21 protein-coding genes are annotated in these 18,479 nt (G+C 54.8%); 6 read left to right on the top strand and 15 right to left on the bottom strand.

Going from position 1 to position 18,479, the window contains the following annotated elements; translation table 11 throughout:
* Window positions 1-40 precede the first annotated feature (40 nt).
* The 4 genes from DFR30_RS10305 to amrA all read left to right on the top strand — a co-directional run bounded on the left by DFR30_RS10305 (window position 41) and on the right by amrA (window position 3,849).
* Complete coding sequence (locus DFR30_RS10305) at window positions 41-907, top strand: phosphate/phosphite/phosphonate ABC transporter substrate-binding protein (RefSeq protein ID WP_132972932.1); 867 nt, start codon at window positions 41-43, stop codon at window positions 905-907.
* Between the two features lie 37 nt (window positions 908-944).
* A complete protein-coding gene (locus tag DFR30_RS10310; protein WP_132972934.1) occupies window positions 945-2,354 on the top strand; it encodes a sensor histidine kinase in 1,410 nt (469 codons plus the stop codon).
* A 127-nt stretch (window positions 2,355-2,481) separates the two neighbouring features.
* Window positions 2,482-3,270, top strand: coding sequence for an AmmeMemoRadiSam system protein B (amrB, locus tag DFR30_RS10315; protein WP_132972936.1), 789 nt, complete (start codon window positions 2,482-2,484; stop codon window positions 3,268-3,270).
* Between the two features lie 12 nt (window positions 3,271-3,282).
* Window positions 3,283-3,849 (top strand): AmmeMemoRadiSam system protein A, encoded by a 567-nt coding sequence (amrA, locus tag DFR30_RS10320; RefSeq protein ID WP_132972938.1) that lies wholly within the window; start codon window positions 3,283-3,285, stop codon window positions 3,847-3,849.
* A 31-nt stretch (window positions 3,850-3,880) separates the two neighbouring features.
* Here the strand turns inward: amrA and DFR30_RS10325 are convergent, their stop codons facing one another.
* On the bottom strand, window positions 3,881-4,801 hold the full coding sequence (locus DFR30_RS10325) for a pentapeptide repeat-containing protein (RefSeq protein WP_132972940.1): 921 nt from the start codon (window positions 4,799-4,801) through the stop codon (window positions 3,881-3,883).
* Between the two features lie 92 nt (window positions 4,802-4,893).
* Here DFR30_RS10325 and fliK point away from each other — a divergent pair, with 92 nt between their 5' ends.
* Complete coding sequence (fliK, locus tag DFR30_RS10330; protein ID WP_165869171.1) at window positions 4,894-6,423, top strand: flagellar hook-length control protein FliK; 1,530 nt, start codon at window positions 4,894-4,896, stop codon at window positions 6,421-6,423.
* Window positions 6,420-6,707, top strand: a complete 288-nt coding sequence (locus DFR30_RS10335; RefSeq protein ID WP_132972944.1) for an EscU/YscU/HrcU family type III secretion system export apparatus switch protein — start codon at window positions 6,420-6,422, stop codon at window positions 6,705-6,707. Before fliK ends, DFR30_RS10335 begins: the two co-directional genes overlap by 4 nt.
* A gap of 6 nt (window positions 6,708-6,713) precedes the next feature.
* On the opposite strand, the gene DFR30_RS10340 is transcribed toward DFR30_RS10335, so the two are convergent.
* The 14 genes from DFR30_RS10340 to flhF form a co-directional block, all read right to left on the bottom strand.
* Entirely contained in the window at window positions 6,714-7,112 is a 399-nt protein-coding gene (locus tag DFR30_RS10340) for a DUF2802 domain-containing protein (protein WP_132972946.1), read from the bottom strand.
* Window positions 7,113-7,121: 9 nt separating this feature from the next.
* Complete coding sequence (locus DFR30_RS14335; protein WP_165869172.1) at window positions 7,122-7,298, bottom strand: hypothetical protein; 177 nt, start codon at window positions 7,296-7,298, stop codon at window positions 7,122-7,124.
* Between the two features lie 36 nt (window positions 7,299-7,334).
* Window positions 7,335-7,817: a chemotaxis protein CheW gene (locus tag DFR30_RS10345; protein ID WP_132972949.1), complete on the bottom strand. Its 483-nt coding sequence runs from the start codon at window positions 7,815-7,817 to the stop codon at window positions 7,335-7,337.
* Between the two features lie 86 nt (window positions 7,818-7,903).
* Window positions 7,904-8,557: a chemotaxis protein CheW gene (locus tag DFR30_RS10350; protein ID WP_132972951.1), complete on the bottom strand. Its 654-nt coding sequence runs from the start codon at window positions 8,555-8,557 to the stop codon at window positions 7,904-7,906.
* Window positions 8,554-9,354 (bottom strand): ParA family protein, encoded by an 801-nt coding sequence (locus tag DFR30_RS10355; protein ID WP_132972953.1) that lies wholly within the window; start codon window positions 9,352-9,354, stop codon window positions 8,554-8,556. The genes DFR30_RS10350 and DFR30_RS10355 overlap by 4 nt, the downstream gene beginning before the upstream one ends.
* Window positions 9,351-10,280, bottom strand: a complete 930-nt coding sequence (gene motD / locus DFR30_RS10360) for a flagellar motor protein MotD (RefSeq protein WP_132972955.1) — start codon at window positions 10,278-10,280, stop codon at window positions 9,351-9,353. The genes DFR30_RS10355 and motD overlap by 4 nt, the downstream gene beginning before the upstream one ends.
* A gap of 52 nt (window positions 10,281-10,332) precedes the next feature.
* A complete protein-coding gene (locus DFR30_RS10365; RefSeq protein WP_132972957.1) occupies window positions 10,333-11,073 on the bottom strand; it encodes a flagellar motor protein in 741 nt (246 codons plus the stop codon).
* A 3-nt stretch (window positions 11,074-11,076) separates the two neighbouring features.
* Window positions 11,077-12,138 (bottom strand): protein-glutamate methylesterase/protein-glutamine glutaminase, encoded by a 1,062-nt coding sequence (locus DFR30_RS10370; RefSeq protein WP_132972959.1) that lies wholly within the window; start codon window positions 12,136-12,138, stop codon window positions 11,077-11,079.
* 114 nt (window positions 12,139-12,252) lie between these two features.
* Window positions 12,253-14,310, bottom strand: coding sequence for a chemotaxis protein CheA (locus DFR30_RS10375; RefSeq protein WP_132972960.1), 2,058 nt, complete (start codon window positions 14,308-14,310; stop codon window positions 12,253-12,255).
* A 12-nt stretch (window positions 14,311-14,322) separates the two neighbouring features.
* Window positions 14,323-15,093 carry a protein phosphatase CheZ gene (locus tag DFR30_RS10380; RefSeq protein WP_132972962.1) on the bottom strand — a complete coding sequence of 257 codons (771 nt, stop codon included), beginning with the start codon at window positions 15,091-15,093 and terminating at the stop codon, window positions 14,323-14,325.
* Window positions 15,094-15,097: 4 nt separating this feature from the next.
* The gene (cheY, locus tag DFR30_RS10385) at window positions 15,098-15,481 is read right to left on the bottom strand and encodes a chemotaxis response regulator CheY (protein ID WP_207891959.1); all 384 of its coding nucleotides are present in this window, start codon (window positions 15,479-15,481) and stop codon (window positions 15,098-15,100) included.
* Window positions 15,482-15,559: 78 nt separating this feature from the next.
* Complete coding sequence (locus DFR30_RS10390; RefSeq protein WP_132972966.1) at window positions 15,560-16,291, bottom strand: RNA polymerase sigma factor FliA; 732 nt, start codon at window positions 16,289-16,291, stop codon at window positions 15,560-15,562.
* Window positions 16,288-17,175: a MinD/ParA family protein gene (locus DFR30_RS10395; RefSeq protein WP_207891875.1), complete on the bottom strand. Its 888-nt coding sequence runs from the start codon at window positions 17,173-17,175 to the stop codon at window positions 16,288-16,290. The genes DFR30_RS10390 and DFR30_RS10395 overlap by 4 nt, the downstream gene beginning before the upstream one ends.
* Window positions 17,162-18,412 carry a flagellar biosynthesis GTPase FlhF gene (flhF, locus tag DFR30_RS10400; protein ID WP_132972970.1) on the bottom strand — a complete coding sequence of 417 codons (1,251 nt, stop codon included), beginning with the start codon at window positions 18,410-18,412 and terminating at the stop codon, window positions 17,162-17,164. The genes DFR30_RS10395 and flhF overlap by 14 nt, the downstream gene beginning before the upstream one ends.
* Window positions 18,413-18,479 lie beyond the last annotated feature (67 nt).

Genomic DNA, 18,479 nt, shown 5'->3' on the forward strand with positions numbered 1-18,479 from the left:
CGCTATACTTGGACAACTGCCACAAAAACAAGGTTAGCGCATGCACCCGGCCAGACCTGCACTAGCACTCCTTGCGCTGCTCTGCCTGGGCTGGCATGGCATGTCACAAGCCAACGACGAGGTGCCGCTGTTGTTTGGCGTATTCCCGTTCCTTCCACCGACACAACTTGAAACCCTGTTTGTCCCGGTAGCGATTGACCTGTCCAGAACCATCAGACGACCTGTGCAATTCCGTACCCGACCAAGCTTTGCCGAATTCGACGATGAGGTGGCACGTCAAACCTATGATCTTGTGTTCATGCAGCCATTTTCCTATGCCAGGCTGGCACGCCAGAACGGCTATGAATCTTTCGTCCGTTCCGCAACGCCGATAAATGCTGTTTTTGTCACGACTGAAGATTCACCTGTCAAGACAATCGACGATCTGCGTGGCAGGGTGCTGGCAACACCCCCCGCCAGCGCAGCTGTCACCCTGCTGGGGCTGCAGCTACTATTGGAAAACCATTTACAACCTGGAAAAGATATCAGGCTCGACAACCGGAACAGTCATTTTTCCTGTATCCGGCGAATCCGGATTGGCAAAGCCGCAGCCTGTGTCACGGCTAAACATCCGTTGGGTGTTTTCGAGCAAAAGAGTGGCATCCACCTGCGTACGATTGCTGAAAGTGAAACAATTCCTGCCTCGACTTATGCCATACACCGGCGTGTTGATCCTGTACTGCGTGACAAGCTGGCGCAGCGCATTATCGGCTGGAAGGACAACGAAGAAGGACAAAAGATACTGAAAGATTTCCGTCATAGTTACTACATTCCCAGCCGCGACAGTGACTATGATCCGGTGCGCAATATACTGGACAAGCTAAACAGGATTATGCCGCACGAAACCCGCGGAGAACGCCCCGAGTGACGTGGATCGTATTACCGGCCATTAACAGGTCTTGCCTGTGAAGATTTCACTGAAGTACCGCATCGCCGGGCTGATCTTTATACTGGAAGCCGTGATGATGGCTGTCGTTTTGTGGGCCACTCTGAGCTATACCATTAACAGTTCTGTACAACAGATTGAATCCGCAAGACAGGTTACACTCAACATCATAAGTAGTATTGCCCGTGTAGCACTGTTGTATGGAGACTACGACAACATACAGGGGTATGTGGAAGAACTCCCCCGCAACCCAGGCATACTTTCCGCCATGCTGGCAGACGACCGCAACATTATTGTGGCAAGCAGTGACCTCTCGTCTATCGGGAAATCGCTTCCGACATTGAAGAACAACTCCGACATCAGCTGGCAAGTCACATCGATCAGTAACCCGGCAGGTGTACTGGGCACGCTGGCCGTCCAATTCTCAAATGAAGAGACAAACGCTATTCTCCGGCACGCACTGACCCGAGGCGCAGTAATCGCCGCCATTGGCATGATGGCAATTGCTGTTTTCAGTATTGGTTTTGGACACCTGCTGACAAGAAGACTCGGCACCGTGGTTCACGCAGCCGAGCAGGTTGCGGCCGGTAACTACCAGGTCAGAACAGGCCTGTCCAGCCATGATGAAGTCGGCCAGGTCGGCCAGGCATTTGACACCATGGCCGGCGTCATTGCCGAGGAAAAACGCTCCCTGTCCCGAACCAACGAGGAACTGGAACAACGGGTTGAAGAACGCACCAGCAAACTGCAGGAAGCCAATTCCGAATATGAAGCCTTCGCTTACGCGGTTTCGCACGATCTTCGCGCGCCCCTGCGCAGCATGAACGGGTTCTCCGATATATTACTGGAAGACTACGGGGACAAGCTTGATGAGACCGCAACAGGTTACCTGCAGCGGATCAAGAACGCTTCCCTGAACATGAGCCAGCTCATTGATGATCTGCTGACACTGTCACGTGTTAACCGTGCTGAAATAGGTAACCAGCCGGTAAACCTGAGTGCTATTTGCCAGGAGGTTGTCGATGAATTATCAAGCCACACACCAGGGCGTAAAATCCAGGTTGATATCAAACCTGATATGCAGGTGCAGGGAGATCCGCAACTGCTCCGTGATGCCATGATGAACCTGATCGGGAATGCCTGGAAGTTTACCGGTAAAACCGAAAACCCGTATATCCGCATCGGCATGGAAAAGTGCGATGGCCGTACAGTATTCAGCATCGAGGACAACGGCTCCGGTTTCGACGAGACCTACCTCGATAAACTTTTTGTCCCCTTCCAGCGCCTGCATACCAACCAGGAATTTCCTGGCACAGGTATCGGCCTGTCAACCGTTATGCGCGTCATAAAACGGCATGGCGGTAATATCTGGGCCGAAAGCCGCACCGATTCCGGCGCTGTGTTCCGTTTTACACTGGGTGAAACCTGACGCAGACTGATGCCAAAATTCCGGCGCCGGCACAACATCTTCCTGTCTCCCTACTTGCATTTTGTACCGGCTGGACGTATTTATTAAACAGGTAATCGCCAACTGCATCCACAGGGAGGGTTGCAAGGTGCCACAAATACGTGAACCCGCTGTTGCAGGTATGTTTTACCCGGATGATCCATTGCTGTTACAGCAACAGGTAGAGGGACTGCTGGCCCGTGAGGCGCCAGTGGAAATATGCCCGAAGGCTCTGGTCGTACCGCATGCAGGCTACATCTATTCCGGCCCGGTAGCTGCCAGCGCCTATTCACTCCTGCCACCCTGCCGGGAGCGCATAAAACGCGTGGTGTTGCTCGGTCCCGCACACCGTGTTCCCTTTACAGGGATTGCTGCCAGCAGTGCGCAGTACTTTGCCAGCCCCCTGGGTACGATGCGTGTGGATCAGGAAGCCATGAACAGCATCCTGACCAAACCCCAGCTACGTATTCTGGATGAGGCGCACCAGGACGAGCACAGTCTTGAAGTGCAGCTGCCCTTTCTGCAAACCGTACTCAACAAGGACGTCGGGCTGGTGCCATTACTGGTTGGCGACGCAAGTCCCCGGGAAGTCACAGACATTATCGAAACATTGTGGGATGGACCGGAAACCCTGATCGTAATCAGTTCCGACCTTAGTCACTACCATGATTACCACACGGCGCAACATCTCGACCAGGCGACGTCCATGGCGATCGAGCAACTCAATCCTGAAGCCATTGATTACCCGCAGGCCTGCGGACGCACACCGCTCAACGGGCTGTTGTACGCCGCACGCCATCACAAGTTGCATGCCACGGCACTGGATGTGCGCAATTCGGGCGATACCGCCGGCAGCCGTGACCGGGTGGTGGGTTACGGTGCCTATGCATTTGCGTGAGTCACTGAAGCCATGTTGACTGAAACACAGCGCAGGCAACTCATTGACATTGCCCGGGAGTCCCTGCATCACGGGCTTATGCATGGAAGTCCGTTACAGGTTGACACCAACAGCCTGGATGCCACCTTGTCTGCACCCGGTGCAAGCTTCGTCACCCTGCACCGGCATGGACAGCTACGTGGCTGTATCGGCAGCCTTGAACCTTACCAGGCACTGGCAGCTGACGTTGCCCACAATGCTTTTTCTGCTGCTTTTCGCGACCCGCGCTTCCCTCCACTGGATCAAAGTGAAGTGGATGACCTGGCACTCGAAGTCTCGGTGCTCGGCACACCGGAGGAAATCACTTTTTCATCCGAGCAGGACCTGCTGAACCAACTCCGACCCGGAACCGATGGCCTGATCCTTGAAGAGAACGGACGACGTGGCACCTTCCTTCCTTCGGTATGGGAATCCTTGCCGCAGCCCGAGGAATTTCTGCGCCAGTTAAAACTCAAGGCCGGACTTCCGGCAGACTACTGGTCGGACACTATCAGGGTATGGCGCTACAGCACGGAAAGCTTCGGCGACAAGACCTTGTAGACCTTGCAAGCCACGGATGCAGCCTCTGTAATTACTGTTTTTTAAACAGACAGCGCCCGCGCGAGCCGGGAAGGCAGGTGCGCTCATCTATCCAGATAGCATTATCCAGCACTGCGCCGCTCAGATCTGCAGCTTCGATCGTTGCGCCACTGAGGTTGGCGTAGGACAGGTTGGTTTCTGTCAGGCGTGCCGCGCGAAGATTGGCACCGCGCAATGTTGCACCAAACAGATTGGCGTGAGAAAGATTGGACTGCTCGAGGTTGGCAAGGTCAAAGCGGGCGTATTCCAGACTTGCACCACTGAGATTTGCCCGGCTGAGCCGTGCCAGTTCAAGCCGGGCATTTCCCAGTCTGGCACCGACCAGGTTGGCATCCTCCAGTTTTACCCCGGATAAATTACAATGACTCCAGTCCACGCCGGGGTGTGGTCTGGCGCTGCAATCCGGTGGTGCCACATCAGGCTCGACTTTTTCCAGCATAAAGCTGATGGCAAAACCGGCCAAAACCATCATGGTAAAGATCAGCGGGTAGCGGTACAGCTTTCCGTTAGCATGTGCAGCATGCGCCACCCGGTATTTGAGGTCACGGTGTCGCAGGGCATTGTCTGTTTCAGCCTGTCTACGCTCCTGGCCACTGCGCCGCTCCTTGACGGACTGAGGCACATCCGTTTCCCGGTCACGCCGGTCGCCCGGGGCGCGTTCATCTTCACGCATCTGCGCCATGAGTAATAACTGACTGGTCTCTTCACTGGGCGGAAGTTTCATAATCTCCGGAATCAGTTCCGGGTAATCCCTTACAAGCGCCCATTCACCACCTTCCGGCTTCAGTTCGTCGGTTTCACGAATCCGGCCCAGCAGGATATATCGGCTGATCTGGCGGTCGGGGTAGGGCCCTCTTGCCACATTGTTGCGGCGTGTATACCAAAGCACCCGCCTGCTACCGTCTGCACTCATGATTATCCTTGTCCGTTACCCTGCTTTACATTCACTTCAGTCATGGAATGATGCAGTATAGATGCCAGTTTTATGCCACAGGACCAAACAGCATGGAAACCTCGGGGCCTACGTCCGGCTCACCGCCGGTAACCGGTACAAATGTCGCTGCAACCACGATTCGCTGGCAGGTCGGTCAGTTGCTGCAGGCAACGGTTGCGGAATCACTTGCCGGCAAAATTCTGCTCTCCATCGGTAATCGGCAGGTCAGCAGCGACTCTTCACTGCCCCTCGAGAAAGGCCAGCAACTGACCGTACAGGTGCGCAGCCTGGGTGAAGTTCCCGTATTACGTATTACATCTGGCCCTGCAAGTACCACGCTGGCACAGGCGATGCGTACCCTGACCCCACAGCAGGACAGCATGACACCACTGCTTGCCAGCCTCTCCCGGCTGGCGAATACCCCTCAGCCACCTGTTCCCCCGCTCATCCGTGAACTGACCCGTTCAATGATGCGCAACCTGCCGGACACTGCTGCGGTAACCCGACCGGACACGCTGCGAACCGCTATTGAACGGTCCGGTCTGTTACTTGAACGCCACCTTGCGCAACAGGCAAACAGACCCTCTGCGCAAAGTCCGGGACCTGGCCCGGTGGCGGCAATAGAAAAAGATTTCAAGGCCAACCTGTTACAACTGATAGACCGGTTGCGCAACTGGCCGGGCAGCACACCCGGACCACGGGCACCTTCTGTTGCAAGATCACCTGTTGCCCCGACATTGGCCGCTGCGCCTGTAGTGACAACCCCGGGCACTTTACGCGACACGCCACTGGCCCCACCGGCAAGTACTGTCCGCGGCGGTAACAGCAGTACCGGCAATCCCTCCCCCACAGGCGGCACCAGCCCGGCCAATACCGCACCGGCAACATCAACCGTCAGTGCCGACCAGTTGCACCGTGCGTTACAGTCGGGTGTACGTACACCGCTGGCTGACGCCCGACCTGTTCCAGTGAGCACTCCCCTGCCTGTAACAGCAGCCCTGCCGACCGCGGGTACAAGTAGCGGATCGCTGCTTCCTGCCCTGCCCGGCCCGGTTCTGCCACCTTTTCCTGGCGGCATGCCAGCACCACAGGCGGCTGTCCAGGCAACGATCGATCTGGCGAACAGGATCGGAAATCTTCGCACCGATCTTCTAAGACAAGCCGAAGCCGCGCTGGCACGCATTCAGTTACACCAGTTGGCCAGCCAGCCTCGTGAAGTCGAAAGGGGTCTGCTGGAGTGGCTGTTCGAGCTTCCCGTGCGACGCGGAGATGACATCGACTTGTGGTCGATGCGGTTTGCCCGGGAACAGGCAGACCCGCGCACGAAAAAGCGCCAGGCGCAACACCGCTGGTCGGTACAACTGGCATTTGACCTGCCAGGACTGGGTCCGGTACAGGCACAGATTACACTCCGTGGCGAACGCGTATCGACGCGTTTCTGGACAGGTAATGAAGAAGCCTTGCCCCTGTTCCGGGATAACCTGCAAGCCCTGCAAAAAATGTTCGGTAAGGCAGGACTTGAAACCGGTGAACTGGACTGCGTACCTGGCCCGATGCCCACGGGTGCAACAGCACCCTCTCTGATCAGGGAAAAAATATGAGTCAGCGTAACAAACCCGTTGCGCTTGCAGTTGCACTGGAATATGACGGTGATAGCGCTCCACGCGTTACCGCAAAGGGTCGTGACGCACTGGCAGAAAAGATACTGCAGGTTGCCCGCAAGCACGGTATCCCCATACAGGAAAACCAGCCACTGGCTTCGATACTGGCCAATATAGAACTGGGAGAAGAAATTCCGGAATCACTGTACCTGGCCGTCGCACAGGTCATTGCCTTTGCGTACTACCTGTCCGGGAAGGTACCGGAGGAACCCGGTACGGAATAGAACTTGTCAGGCCGCGCCGCGGCGTTGCATCATCACCAGCAATTCGGCTTCACCACGCGTCAAACCGCAGGTATCGACCAGTTCTTCAATATCGGCGCCCTTGTTGACCAGCTGACTGGCCTGGTTATAGGGACGCTCACCGACTGCACGCATTTCCAGGTCGTTCTGTCGTTCGATAATACGTTGCATCTGGTGTTCCAGGCGTAAAACATGCTCTCCGGCACCCACCGAAGCATTGCACAATGCGCCCAGTTCCTGCTCCAGTTGCCGGATACGTTCGCGTGCACTGGCGTGCTGTTCGCGAATTTCAGTCTGTTCGCCCCTGAGCTGGAACACGGTAATGACCTGAAGCAGGATACAGCCAAGAAGGCCAACGACCAGAAATGACAGAATCAGGGTTGTCATGATATCACCTCATACATACTCATCGATTTGGGACCCGTCATCCTTGCGAGGCTTGCGCTTGTCCTGCTGGTCCTTGCGCTCACTTTCCGGTTTGCGTTGTGGAGCTTTGTTGCTCTCACCCGGCCGCGAACCCGGCTGGCCAGGGAGTATTCGGTAGGCTGGTGGCAAGCTCCCGATATCGCCCATGTCTGCATGTCCGCGTGAGCCACCGGCATGAACCAGTCAGAGACTGGCCAGCTCGTCCCACTCTTCGTCGGTGAGCAGTTTGTTCAGGTCCACAAGGATCAGCAACTCGTTCTCACGACTGGCGACACCCTGAATGTAATTGGCACTTTCGTCGCTACCGACATTTGGTGCCGATTCAACCTCGGAGGTTGCAACATCGACTACCTCAGCCACGCAGTCGACGAGAATCCCGACAACGTGCCTGGCGGTCTCGATAATCACGATACGGGTTGAATCGGTTACTTCCGTTGTTGCCAGACCCAGTCGAGTGCGGGTGTCGATGACTGTCACAACATTGCCGCGCAGGTTGATAATGCCAAGCACGTAATGGGGTGCGCCGGGGACGGGTGCGATCTCGGATACTCGCAGGACTTCCTGCACCTGCATCACGTTGATACCGTAGGTTTCATCCGCAAGGCGAAATGTAACCCACTGAACTATATCGTCTTTTGAATTTACATTGGCAACCGCGTTGGACATGTCCGACCTCGCTCCAGTTTTTCATCATCGTGAAGGCCCGTCAAAAACCGGTCGCCATCACGCTCATGCAGGTAGAAATGCAGTAATCATGCCATTGCCTCGGCGAGTTGCCGTGCCAGCTCGTCGATATCCAGCAAGGCGCACATCTGTTCTATAACGCTACCTGCCAGCCAGCGACGCTTGCCAGCGGCAGTGCGCCATTTCACTTGTCCGGCTTCAAGATCAATGACATCGCCGATTCTTGAGCAAGCCAGTGACCAGCGCCCCCCGTCTACCACAACCAGCTGTGCTGCCCGCTCGCTGATATCATCATCGAGTTGCGCAGCCCGGTCAGGGGGCAACACAAAGCGGGCCGTATCAACAACCGTCGACTGCACGCCCTGGTAAGGCATAACAGCGGGGAAAAGTGACGAATACCCCGGTATTTCTGTCAGCCCATGCATGTTCTGCACGACACCCTTGAGTTTTGCCAGTGGCACCGCCAGCGTCAGGCCTGCCACTTCAAACAACAACGCCTGGAAACGTGTTTCAGCCCACTCTGGAACCGTGTCTGCAAGTGAGACAGTCACCTGCTCAGGCTGGACAGGCTGCACCTCAACCGGCGCCTGCTCCTCTGCCTTTCGCTGGATTTCTGTAACCTGCACAAGCGGCGTCGGCACACCTGTCAGCAACGCATCCAGGTAACTGCCCAGTGCCAGTTGCTGTTCCAGCAGACTGTCCTGTTTGGTCGTGGCCTTCATTGTGACGCTGCCTGCGCCATGGGTATATCCGGTTCCTGTAACCAGCGTACCAGTGAAGCATAGGCTTCCGTACCACGTGCCGACGGGCTGTGGAGGTCAATAGGCACACCGGCCCGACTGGCCTCACGGAACTGGGTATCAACGGGAATAACGCGCGACCACAGGTACTCACCGTGCTGGTCGCGCATGGCACGCAGTGCATCCATCGAGGCACGCGTGCGGCGATCAAAGAAGGTTGGAATGATGGTATAGGCCAGATTCCCGCCACGTGCGCGACTGATCATTTGCAAGGTATGTAACATACGCTCCAGCCCTTTCAGTGCCAGGAACTCGGTTTGCACCGGAATCAGAAGCTGCTGGCAGGCAGCCAGTGCATTCACCATCAGGATACCCAGCATGGGCGGGCAATCCATGAGAACGTAGTCGAACCGGTCAGACAGGCGCCTGAGTGTATCGGCAATCACCAGCCCCATACCGTCACGTGCGCCGAGCTGGCGGTCCAGAGTAGCCATGGCAGTGGATGCAGGCATTAAAGTCAAACCTTCGACACCGGTCGGGTATAGCAGTCTATCCAGTGCCGTCAGTGGCTCTCCGGCAGCCTTTGCATTAAACAGGGTGTATACGCTGTACTCGACACTATCCGGGTCAAACCTGAAATAGGCACTCAGAGAGCCCTGAGGATCCAGGTCTATCAGTAGTACACGCTTGCCCTGCTTTGCCAGCAAACTACCAACGCTTACCGCCGTCGTGGTTTTTCCGACCCCGCCTTTCTGGTTGGATACCGTCCAGATGATCATGGTCCGGCACCTGTTGCAGTGACCGGGCGGGTTGCATCCCGCTCTGTCTGCAGATGCTCTACACTCTGACTGACGCGCGGATCCGCGCCGGACATTATCACCAGTACGACACGCCGGTTTCGTGAACGGCCTTCCGGCGTATCATTACTGGCTATTGGGCGATATTCACCATAACCAATCGCTGCCATCCGTTCCGGGCTGACACCAAGACGGGTAAACAGATGCACCACACTCGCAGCCCTTGCCGCCGACAGCTCCCAATTGGAACGGAACTCGAAGTTATCGATAGGTACATTATCGGTGAAACCTTCAACGTGTATTGTATTGTTCAAAGGAGCCAGCTTCTCTGCCAACTTGCGCAATACAGGTTGTGCACCGGCTGCCAGTTCCGCACTACCTGAGCCAAAAAGAATGCTCGACTTGATCTCGACTTCGATCCAGCGTTTGTCACGGCGTACATCAATCAACCCGTTGTCCATCAGTTCGGACATAGCCTGTTCAATGGAATCTGCCAGTGCTTCAGAAGCCGCATCAATTTCTTTTTCCTGCCGGGCAGCTTTTTCCTCGGCTTCATGCGCAGCCTTTTCCCGTTCTTCCTTTAGCTTCTTGTCGAGTCTTTCACGAATATCCCGTTCAGGCAGAGGAAGCCTGAACAGCTCGATGACGGGTTTATTACGGTTGAGGGGGTTCTCGGACTGAATAGGTGAACGCATCAGGTCGCCAATCTGAACAGGCTCCATACTGCGTGTCGGATCAGCGAACGCAGCCACCATGGAATCTGACAGCACACGGTACTTGCCCTCGTTTACCGACGAAATTGAATACATAACGACGAAGAAAGCAAACAACAGGGTAATAAAATCCGCATAGGAAACCAGCCATCGATCGTGGTTTTCATGTTCCTCTACGCGTTTTCTTCTTGCCATATTTCTTGTCCCGCGGTAATCGCAGCAGATCCTGTCTTGTGTCAACAAGCCGCTACAGATAGTACCCCTGTAATTTGGTTTCAATATTGCGCGGATTCTCCCCTTCAGCAATCGATATCACACCCTCTACTATCATCTCCCGGAACTGGCTCTGGGCATGGACCTGGCTCTTCAGTTTGTTCGCCATGGGAAGAAAAAGCAGGTTGGCGAATCCGACTCCGTAAATGGTGGCAACAAAAGCTGTCGCGATCCCGCTTCCCAGCTTGGAGGGGTCTGCCAGGTTGTTCATCACATGTATCAGACCCATGACGGCCCCGATGATGCCGATAGTCGGACTATAGCCGCCCAGTCCATCGAAAACTTTTGCTGCCTGCGTATCCTGGTGTTCCTTACTGTCGATTTCCACTTCAAGAATCGAACGGATAACTTCCGGCTCACTGCCATCGACCAGCAACTGCAATCCCTTGCGGGCAAACTCGTCCGGTTCTTCCTCAGCGATTGCCTCCAGACCCAGCAGACCTTCGCGGCGTGCAATATTGCTCCAGTTGACAATTTTTTCCGCAGCCTCTTCCGGCTGCAGTTTCACCGGGAATACCACCCACGAAGATATTTTCATAGCACGCACAAAGGTACGTATCGGTGTCTGCACCATAACCGCACCCAGCGTGCCGCCGGCAACAATGACGAATGCTGTCAGCTGCACCAGTGAAGACATATGCCCGCCTTCCAGCACATTGCCACCCAGTATGGCGAACAACGCAAGCAGGATACCGGTGATCGTCAGGATATCCATACGTCAGGCCCCTGTTGCCTGTGCAATACCGGGGCCGATATCACGTAATGCCATCACCTGGTCACTCAGCCCGGCCTCTGCAACTGCCATCGGCATACCATAGATGACACTGGTTTCTTCATCCTGACTCCAGACAGTAGAACCCTGCGCCTTGAGAGTACGCACACCCTCACGACCATCTGCACCCATGCCGGTCAGTACGACTGCAAGCACCCTTCCGCCGAATACGGAAGCTACAGAATCGAATGTCACATCTGCGCAGGGTTTGTAATGCAGTGACGCATCACCGTCCGAAATAACGACGCGGACTTCACCCGCCTGTTGTTTCAATGTCATTTGCCGCCCCCCTGGAGCAAGCAGTACCTGGCCCCCACGAACGATGTCGCCATCTTCAGCTTCCTTGACCTTGATGGCACACTGCTGGTCAAGCCGTGCAGCAAATGCCGGCGTAAAACTTGCGGGCATATGCTGGACCACAACAAGCGGCAGATTGAAACTGGCCGGCAACCGGCTCAACACCTGGGCAAGCGCCACAGGGCCACCGGTTGAGCTGGCAATGGCTACAATCCGGTAGTCGTCTCTTTTTTTAGCGACGGGTGCCCGCACCCGCGTAACGGGCAGGGCAGAAGTAATACGCTTTGCCGGCCGTGCTCTTATGCTGCCCGAAGCCGGTTTAACAACATCACGAATACGCCTGCACAGGAGCATCCTGGCCTCTTCCCTGTCCTTGGCGATATCCTCAAAACGCTTGGGCAGGAAATCCACCGCGCCCGCCTCAAGTGCATCAAGCGTGGCTCGCGCACCATCGTGCGTCAGTGAAGAAAACATCAGAATGGGTAAGGGGTTTGATTGCATGATATGACGAACAGCAGTAATGCCATCCATGACAGGCATTTCGATATCCATCGTGATGACGTCGGGTTTCAACACAGCAACCTGATCAATGGCCTCCTGGCCATTGGCTGCCGTGCCGATAACTTTCAGCCCGGGATCTGCTTCCAGTATTTCAACGATGCGCCGGCGAAAAAAACCCGAATCATCGACAACCAATACACGCGTTACCATGGACTCCGTCCCTTGAATCCTGCACCGATCGGCACATATCTGTTATTGATAGAAACAACCTGAGGCAAAACTGGTCTGCATTCCCGGAAATAGCAGTTCACACCTCATTCCTTTCTACATGTGGCTTGAATACGCTTTCATCAAGCTGGGCACATCGAGTATCAACGCGATGCGACCATCACCGGTAATTGTTGCACCGGCAAACCCGGCAAGACCCTGCAAGAATGCACCCAGGGGTTTGATAACCACCTCTTCCTGACCGACCAATTGTTCGACAACAAAACCAACCTTGCGGCTGCCGACATGAACGACCACTACGTGATTAACAGTATCTTCCTGTGATACACCACTGCCGGTAACCAGCCAGTCACGTAAATAGAAAAGCGGCAGCGCCTTGTCCCGTACCATCACAACCAGTTGACCATCCACAATATTGGTGCGTTCCGTATCGAGATCGAATATTTCACTTACGCTGCCAAGCGGTAAAGCAAACGGCTGCTCACCGAGCTTGACCATCAGAGTCGGCATGATCGCCAGCGTCAATGGCACGCGTATAGTCAAACGGCTTCCCTTACCAGGCTCGGAATCGACCTCTACGCTACCATTGAGCTGTCCTATACGGGTCTTGACAACATCCATACCCACTCCGCGCCCGGACACATCAGAAATTTGATCCTTGGTTGAGAAACCTGCCGCAAAGATAAGGTTAAAGCACTCTCTGTCATCCAGTCGGGCAGCCGAATCAGCATCCATCATGCCCTTCTCGACAGCCTTGCGTCGCAACACATCCGCATCCATACCTTTTCCATCATCGTCTATGGACAACAGGATATGATCGCCTTCCTGCTCTGCAGCAAGTACAACTGTCCCCTGCCGGGGCTTGCCTTTTGCTTCCCGTTCATCCGGTGTTTCAATACCATGATCAACAGCATTGCGCACCAGGTGGACCAGAGGGTCTGCCAGGGCCTCGACCAGGTTCTTGTCCAGGTCTGTCTCTTCGCCCTGCATTTCGAGATTCACTTCCTTGTCGAGGCTGCGGGCAAGATCACGGACCACGCGCGGGAAACGGCCAAATACTTTCTTGATTGGCTGCATACGTGTCTTCATGACAGCATTCTGCAAATCCGCTGTAACAACGTCCAGGTTCGCAATTGCCATGGAAACATCTTCATTGGCAAGCGATTCCTTGAGGTTGGACAGACGGTTTCTCGCCAATACCAGCTCACCGACCATATTCATAATCTCGTCGAGACGACTGGTATCTACACGTACAGATGTTTCCGTCTTGCTGGCTGACGCAACAGCGGGTTTGGCTTTGGTCTTTTCCGGTGCCGCTTTCTTTTCCGTGACTTGAGGTTCCGGCTCTGTCTTCGTTGACGGCTCACTTACGTCCGCTTTTTCGGCGGCCATTGCCGGACCCTTTCCTTCACCGTGCAACTGGTCCAGCAGCGCATCGAATTCATCTTCTGTGATATCGTCACTGGCTGCAGGCGTACTCTTTCCACTTGCAGGTGCAGCCACTATCTCATTATCTGTATTATTGTGTGCCACTGGCCCCTTGCCATCACCATGTAACTGGTCCAGTAACGCCTCGAATTCATCTTCTGTAATATCATCACCACCAACAACAGAGGCTTTCTGCCCGGTGGGTATTGCGCTCCCGGCCTGGTCCAGCATGGCCTCAAAATCGCTATCAACCTCATCACCCTGAATTTCAGTGGACACTCCTGTAGCCCCCGAATCAGGTGCTGACGATACATCCGGCTCCGGCGGTGCGGTAGCTTCCGGCACTGCAAGTTTTTCCAGCGCATTCAATAATGAGGCTTCTGCCGGGGTCGGCATCTCGCCACCCTGCACCTCGGCAAACATATTGTTAACCACGTCCAGTACCTGGAGGACAGTATCCATCAGGTCGCCATCGACTGAGCGTTCACCATTGCGCAGGATGTTAAATACATCTTCAGCACGGTGACACACGTCCACCAGTCCATCCAGACTCAGGAAACTGGCACCGCCTTTAATCGTATGGAAGCTGCGAAATACGCCATTGAGCATCTCCATATCGTCCGGACTCTGCTCCAGTTCAACCAGTTCCTCGTTGAGCCGTTCAAGTATCTCGCCCGCTTCGACCAGAAAGTCCTGCAGAATCTCATCATCGGTATCAAGACTCATTATGTTGTTCCCTCAAAAGCCCAGGCTGGACAATAAATCATCGACTTCATCCTGGCCGGATACAGATTCACCATCGGCCTCCACACCAGGTACCGCAGGACCAACACCTTGCATCATGTCATCAGCCTCACCGGTATTGACGGCAGGTTTCCCTTCTGTCTTTTCAACATGCTCGATGCCACCTGACAGCCTGACAAGATCCACCAGATTATCCTCGACCTCCTGGACCAATGTGATTACCCTGCTGAGTATCTGACCGGTGAGATCCTGGAAGTCCTGCGCCATCATAATGTCGGACAAGCCGCTATGAATGGTTTCAGTACTCTCTGTTGTAATTGTAAGGAACTCATCGATTTCCCTGCTCATGGCCCGGAACTCGTCAACATCCATTTCCTTGTTACGAAAACGGTCCCATTTTTCATGCAATGCGTTGGCACGTGACTTGAGAGCTTCTGACACCGGCAAGGTGCTTTCTACAGCCCCCAGGGTACGGTTAGCAGAGCTCTCGGTCATTTCTATAACGTGGTTCAGGCGAGCCTTGGCGTCAGGAATATCTGACCTGGCCAGAGACTGCATACGGTCATCCAGCACAAAACTGTTAATGGATTCGTGTAGCTGGCGAGTCATCTTGCCAAGCTCCTGGAACAGGCTCTGCTCCCGCATACGTCCCAGTTGCTCGATCAGTTTCTCCGCACCAGCTTCGTTACCGGATTCCAGCTCGGCAACCAGTGCACGGGCATTGTCAAGCAGGGATTCAGTTTCGACTTCGATCACGGCCTCCATACAATCACCCTGCCGTTGCTTCGAGACGTTCAAAGATCTTGTCGATTTTCTCTTTAAGTGTTACAGCGGTAAACGGTTTGACCACGTAACCGTTTACCCCGGCCTGTGCAGCCTCGATAATCTGCTCGCGCTTGGATTCAGCCGTCACCATAAGCACCGGCAACGGCGCCAGCTTTTCGTCTGATCGCACCGCCTTCAGCAGATCGATTCCTGACATTCCCGGCATATTCCAGTCAGTAACCAGGAAATCGAAATTCCCGTTCTGCAACATTGGCAATGCAGTATTTCCGTCATCGGCTTCCTGCGTATTGTTGAACCCAAGGTCGCGCAACAGGTTTTTAATGATGCGCCGCATCGTGGAAAAATCGTCCACGATGAGAATTTTCATGTCATTGTCCAAGGGTCTTCTCCCGTCTTGCGCTGTTAACCATGTGCTGTTTCGGCATGTGCCGGTATATCCTGACCATCACTTGCCCGTCCATTCTCCCATTCTTGCTCTCAAACGGATCAGTGCCTGGCCATGTATCTGGCAAACGCGGGATTCACTGACACCGAGCACTTCGCCAATCTCCCGCAAGTTGAGTTCTTCGTCGTAGTACATGGCCATAACCAGGCGTTCCCGCTCCGGCAAGCCCGAAATTGAATGGGCCAGTGCAGCCTTGAAGTCGGAATTATGCAGGCAGTCGAGTGGCTCATTACGAGGCTCACCCGATGCCTGCTGTGGTGATTCCTCGCCATTGATACCCGCATCATCGATACTGAAAACCCTGCAGCCTGTCGCATCCTGGAGGATGCGGTGATAGTCTTTCAGTTCGATGCCCAGTTTCTCGGCAACCTCGACATCCCTTGCATCACGACCTTCCTGGTTTTCGATCTCGCGAACCGCCTCGGCGACCTGTCTTGCCTTGCGGTGTACCGAACGCGGTGTCCAGTCAGTACGACGGATTTCATCCAGCATTGATCCGCGAATTCGAATACCGGCATATGTCTCAAAACTGGCGCCCTGTGTGGCATCATAATTTCTCGATGCCTCGAGCAAACCAATCATCCCTGCCTGTATCAGGTCATCTGCCTGCACGCTGGGCGGCAAACGACTCATCAGGTGGTAGGCAATACGTTTGACCAGGGCAGCATGCTTGGTGACCAGGTCATCACTGTCAGGATCGGGGGTAGTGACGTACATAGCAGCTCCATTCATACCGGCATCTCCATGTGTCCGTTGTGCGACTGAATAAGACGTTCCACAAAAAACTCAAGATGTCCACCAGCCGCACTCGGCACAGGCCATTTATCGGTTTTCTGTGCGAGGTTCTTGAAAGCCATCGAAGAACGGCTGCGCGGATAAGCCTGCACGACTGCGCGCTGCTTGCGCACTGCCTTCTTCAGATAGTCGTCGTGGGGAACAACCCCCATAAACTCCAGCGTTACATCGAGGTAACGATCGGTAACCCGTGATATCTTGTTAAACAATTCCCTTCCCTCCTGGGCACTGTGGGCCTGATTTGCAAGCACCCGGAAACGCTGAATGCCGTATTCGACATTCAACACCTTGATGAGCGCATAGGCGTCTGTTATTGATGCGGGTTCGTCGCACACCACCACTACTACCTCCTGGGCGGCACGACTGAAACTGGTCACACTTTCATTGATTCCTGCAGCGGTATCGATAATCAGTGTGTCGACATCATGGGTCAACTCACTGAAGGCCCTGATCAGGCCGGCATTTTCCATGACAGAAAGCTCTGCCAGACGTTTCACGCCGGACGATGCCGGAACCACCATGATTCCCGATGGACCGGTAATAATGACTTCTTCAAGCGAGCGTTCGCCATCGATGACATGAGAAAGATTCTTGTCCGGATGCAATCCCAGCAATACATCGATATTGGCAAGGCTGAGGTCGGCGTCGAGCACCATGACCTGCTTGCCGGTGTCGGCCAGTGCGACAGCCAGGTTGACCGAAACATTGGTCTTTCCCACGCCACCCTTGCCACTGGTCACTGCAATTACTCTTACTGGATTCGGTTGTGCCATACGTCGTAGCCCGGCTGCCTGATCAACTCGCATTTCAGACATGAACATTTGCCCGGCACCCTCCAAAAGTTTCTGCCATCATCGATTCCGCAGGAAGTCCACGTTCAGATGCAAGATCTGTCGCCTGCTGTATCAGTTCACTGACACGGGCAACCTGAATATCTTCCGGAACACGCTGGCCATTGGCGACAAAACGCAACGGGATCTGCTGTTCGATGACTGCAGAAAGCACACCGCCAAGACTGGCAGCCTCGTCAAGTTTGGTAAGAATTGCACCGTCCAGCGGTACACCGGAAAAGGCGCGAATGGTTTCTTCCATTACCGACGGATGAACCGTCGCGGAAAGAACCAGCAGGGTACGGATTGGCAGACCGGTGTCAGCCAGTGTGGCGAACTGTTCTGTCAGGCGCACATCGCGCTGGCTCATCCCTGCCGTGTCGATCAGCACCAGGCGCTTGTCTGACAGGCTGTTGAGTGTGGAGCGCAGTTCGTTATGATCGGATGCAACCTGAACCGGTATGCCCAGCAGGCGTCCGTAGGTCATCAGTTGCTCGTGTGCGCCGATACGATAGCTGTCGGTGGTTACCAACGCCACATGGCGCTGGCCGTGACGGAGTACATAGCGCGCCGCCAGTTTGGCGATGCTGGTTGTTTTACCGACCCCGGTCGAACCGACCAGTGCGACAATACCGCCCTGATCAAGAAAATCTTCTCCTGCAACCGGCACATTGGCCGCCAGTTCCGCCATGGCCAGTTTCCAGGCGTGTGCTTCGTCCCGCGCATGTACGGCAGGGGCAGAAATCCGCTCGACCAGCCGGCTGTTGATTTCCATGCTGCTGAGACGCCGTATGACATCGGCATGCAAGGGCTCGCGACGCTTCATATCGCCCCACGCCAGGTGTGCCAGCTGATCTTCCAGCAAACCACGGAGCTGACGAATCTCGTCACGCATGGCGACAATGGAAGGGTCCTGTGACCAGTCGACAGATGGTGATGGCAAGGCTGTTTCTTGTGCTTCAGGTTGGGCATTTCGTGTGTAGGTTTCGGTTGCCCTGTGTACTTCTGCAGGTTCTGCAACATTATCCTGCGCCGATGATTCCTCAGGTTGCGTGGAGCCGGTGGTTTCACGCTCCAACCATGCCTCGTCGTAGTCGACCGAGGCAATGATTTCGATACCACCGTCTACCTGGCGATTGGAAAGAATGACTGCATCAGGTCCCTGCTCTTCACGTACCAGGCGGATAGCCTGGCGCATGTCCGGTGCAAAAAATCGCTTCACCTTCATACCTGCACCTCGTCAATGTGTGTCGCCAAGCGGTCTGTGTTCACGTACCTGGTATCCTTCTTCATGC

The organism is Thiogranum longum, assembly GCF_004339085.1.
Lineage (GTDB): Bacteria > Pseudomonadota > Gammaproteobacteria > DSM-19610 > DSM-19610 > Thiogranum > Thiogranum longum.

Excerpts from the sequence above, each read along its gene's own strand:
- DFR30_RS10345 (WP_132972949.1), bottom strand. The coding sequence starts at position 7,817 with ATGTCCAACGCGGTTGCCAATGTAAATTCAAAAGACGATATAGTTCAG.
- flhF (WP_132972970.1), bottom strand. The coding sequence starts at position 18,412 with ATGAAGGTGAAGCGATTTTTTGCACCGGACATGCGCCAGGCTATCCGC.
- DFR30_RS10335 (WP_132972944.1), top strand. The coding sequence starts at position 6,420 with ATGAGTCAGCGTAACAAACCCGTTGCGCTTGCAGTTGCACTGGAATAT.
- DFR30_RS10365 (WP_132972957.1), bottom strand. The coding sequence starts at position 11,073 with ATGGATATCCTGACGATCACCGGTATCCTGCTTGCGTTGTTCGCCATA.
- DFR30_RS10395 (WP_207891875.1), bottom strand. The coding sequence starts at position 17,175 with ATGTTCATGTCTGAAATGCGAGTTGATCAGGCAGCCGGGCTACGACGT.
- DFR30_RS10370 (WP_132972959.1), bottom strand. The coding sequence starts at position 12,138 with ATGGTAACGCGTGTATTGGTTGTCGATGATTCGGGTTTTTTTCGCCGG.
- DFR30_RS10380 (WP_132972962.1), bottom strand. The coding sequence starts at position 15,093 with ATGGAGGCCGTGATCGAAGTCGAAACTGAATCCCTGCTTGACAATGCC.
- amrA (WP_132972938.1), top strand. The coding sequence starts at position 3,283 with ATGTTGACTGAAACACAGCGCAGGCAACTCATTGACATTGCCCGGGAG.
- cheY (WP_207891959.1), bottom strand. The coding sequence starts at position 15,481 with ATGAAAATTCTCATCGTGGACGATTTTTCCACGATGCGGCGCATCATT.
- DFR30_RS14335 (WP_165869172.1), bottom strand. The coding sequence starts at position 7,298 with ATGGGCGATATCGGGAGCTTGCCACCAGCCTACCGAATACTCCCTGGC.
- DFR30_RS10350 (WP_132972951.1), bottom strand. The coding sequence starts at position 8,557 with ATGAAGGCCACGACCAAACAGGACAGTCTGCTGGAACAGCAACTGGCA.
- DFR30_RS10325 (WP_132972940.1), bottom strand. The coding sequence starts at position 4,801 with ATGAGTGCAGACGGTAGCAGGCGGGTGCTTTGGTATACACGCCGCAAC.
- DFR30_RS10355 (WP_132972953.1), bottom strand. The coding sequence starts at position 9,354 with ATGATCATCTGGACGGTATCCAACCAGAAAGGCGGGGTCGGAAAAACC.
- motD (WP_132972955.1), bottom strand. The coding sequence starts at position 10,280 with ATGGCAAGAAGAAAACGCGTAGAGGAACATGAAAACCACGATCGATGG.
- DFR30_RS10340 (WP_132972946.1), bottom strand. The coding sequence starts at position 7,112 with ATGACAACCCTGATTCTGTCATTTCTGGTCGTTGGCCTTCTTGGCTGT.
- fliK (WP_165869171.1), top strand. The coding sequence starts at position 4,894 with ATGGAAACCTCGGGGCCTACGTCCGGCTCACCGCCGGTAACCGGTACA.
- DFR30_RS10305 (WP_132972932.1), top strand. The coding sequence starts at position 41 with ATGCACCCGGCCAGACCTGCACTAGCACTCCTTGCGCTGCTCTGCCTG.
- DFR30_RS10390 (WP_132972966.1), bottom strand. The coding sequence starts at position 16,291 with ATGAATGGAGCTGCTATGTACGTCACTACCCCCGATCCTGACAGTGAT.
- DFR30_RS10375 (WP_132972960.1), bottom strand. The coding sequence starts at position 14,310 with ATGAGTCTTGATACCGATGATGAGATTCTGCAGGACTTTCTGGTCGAA.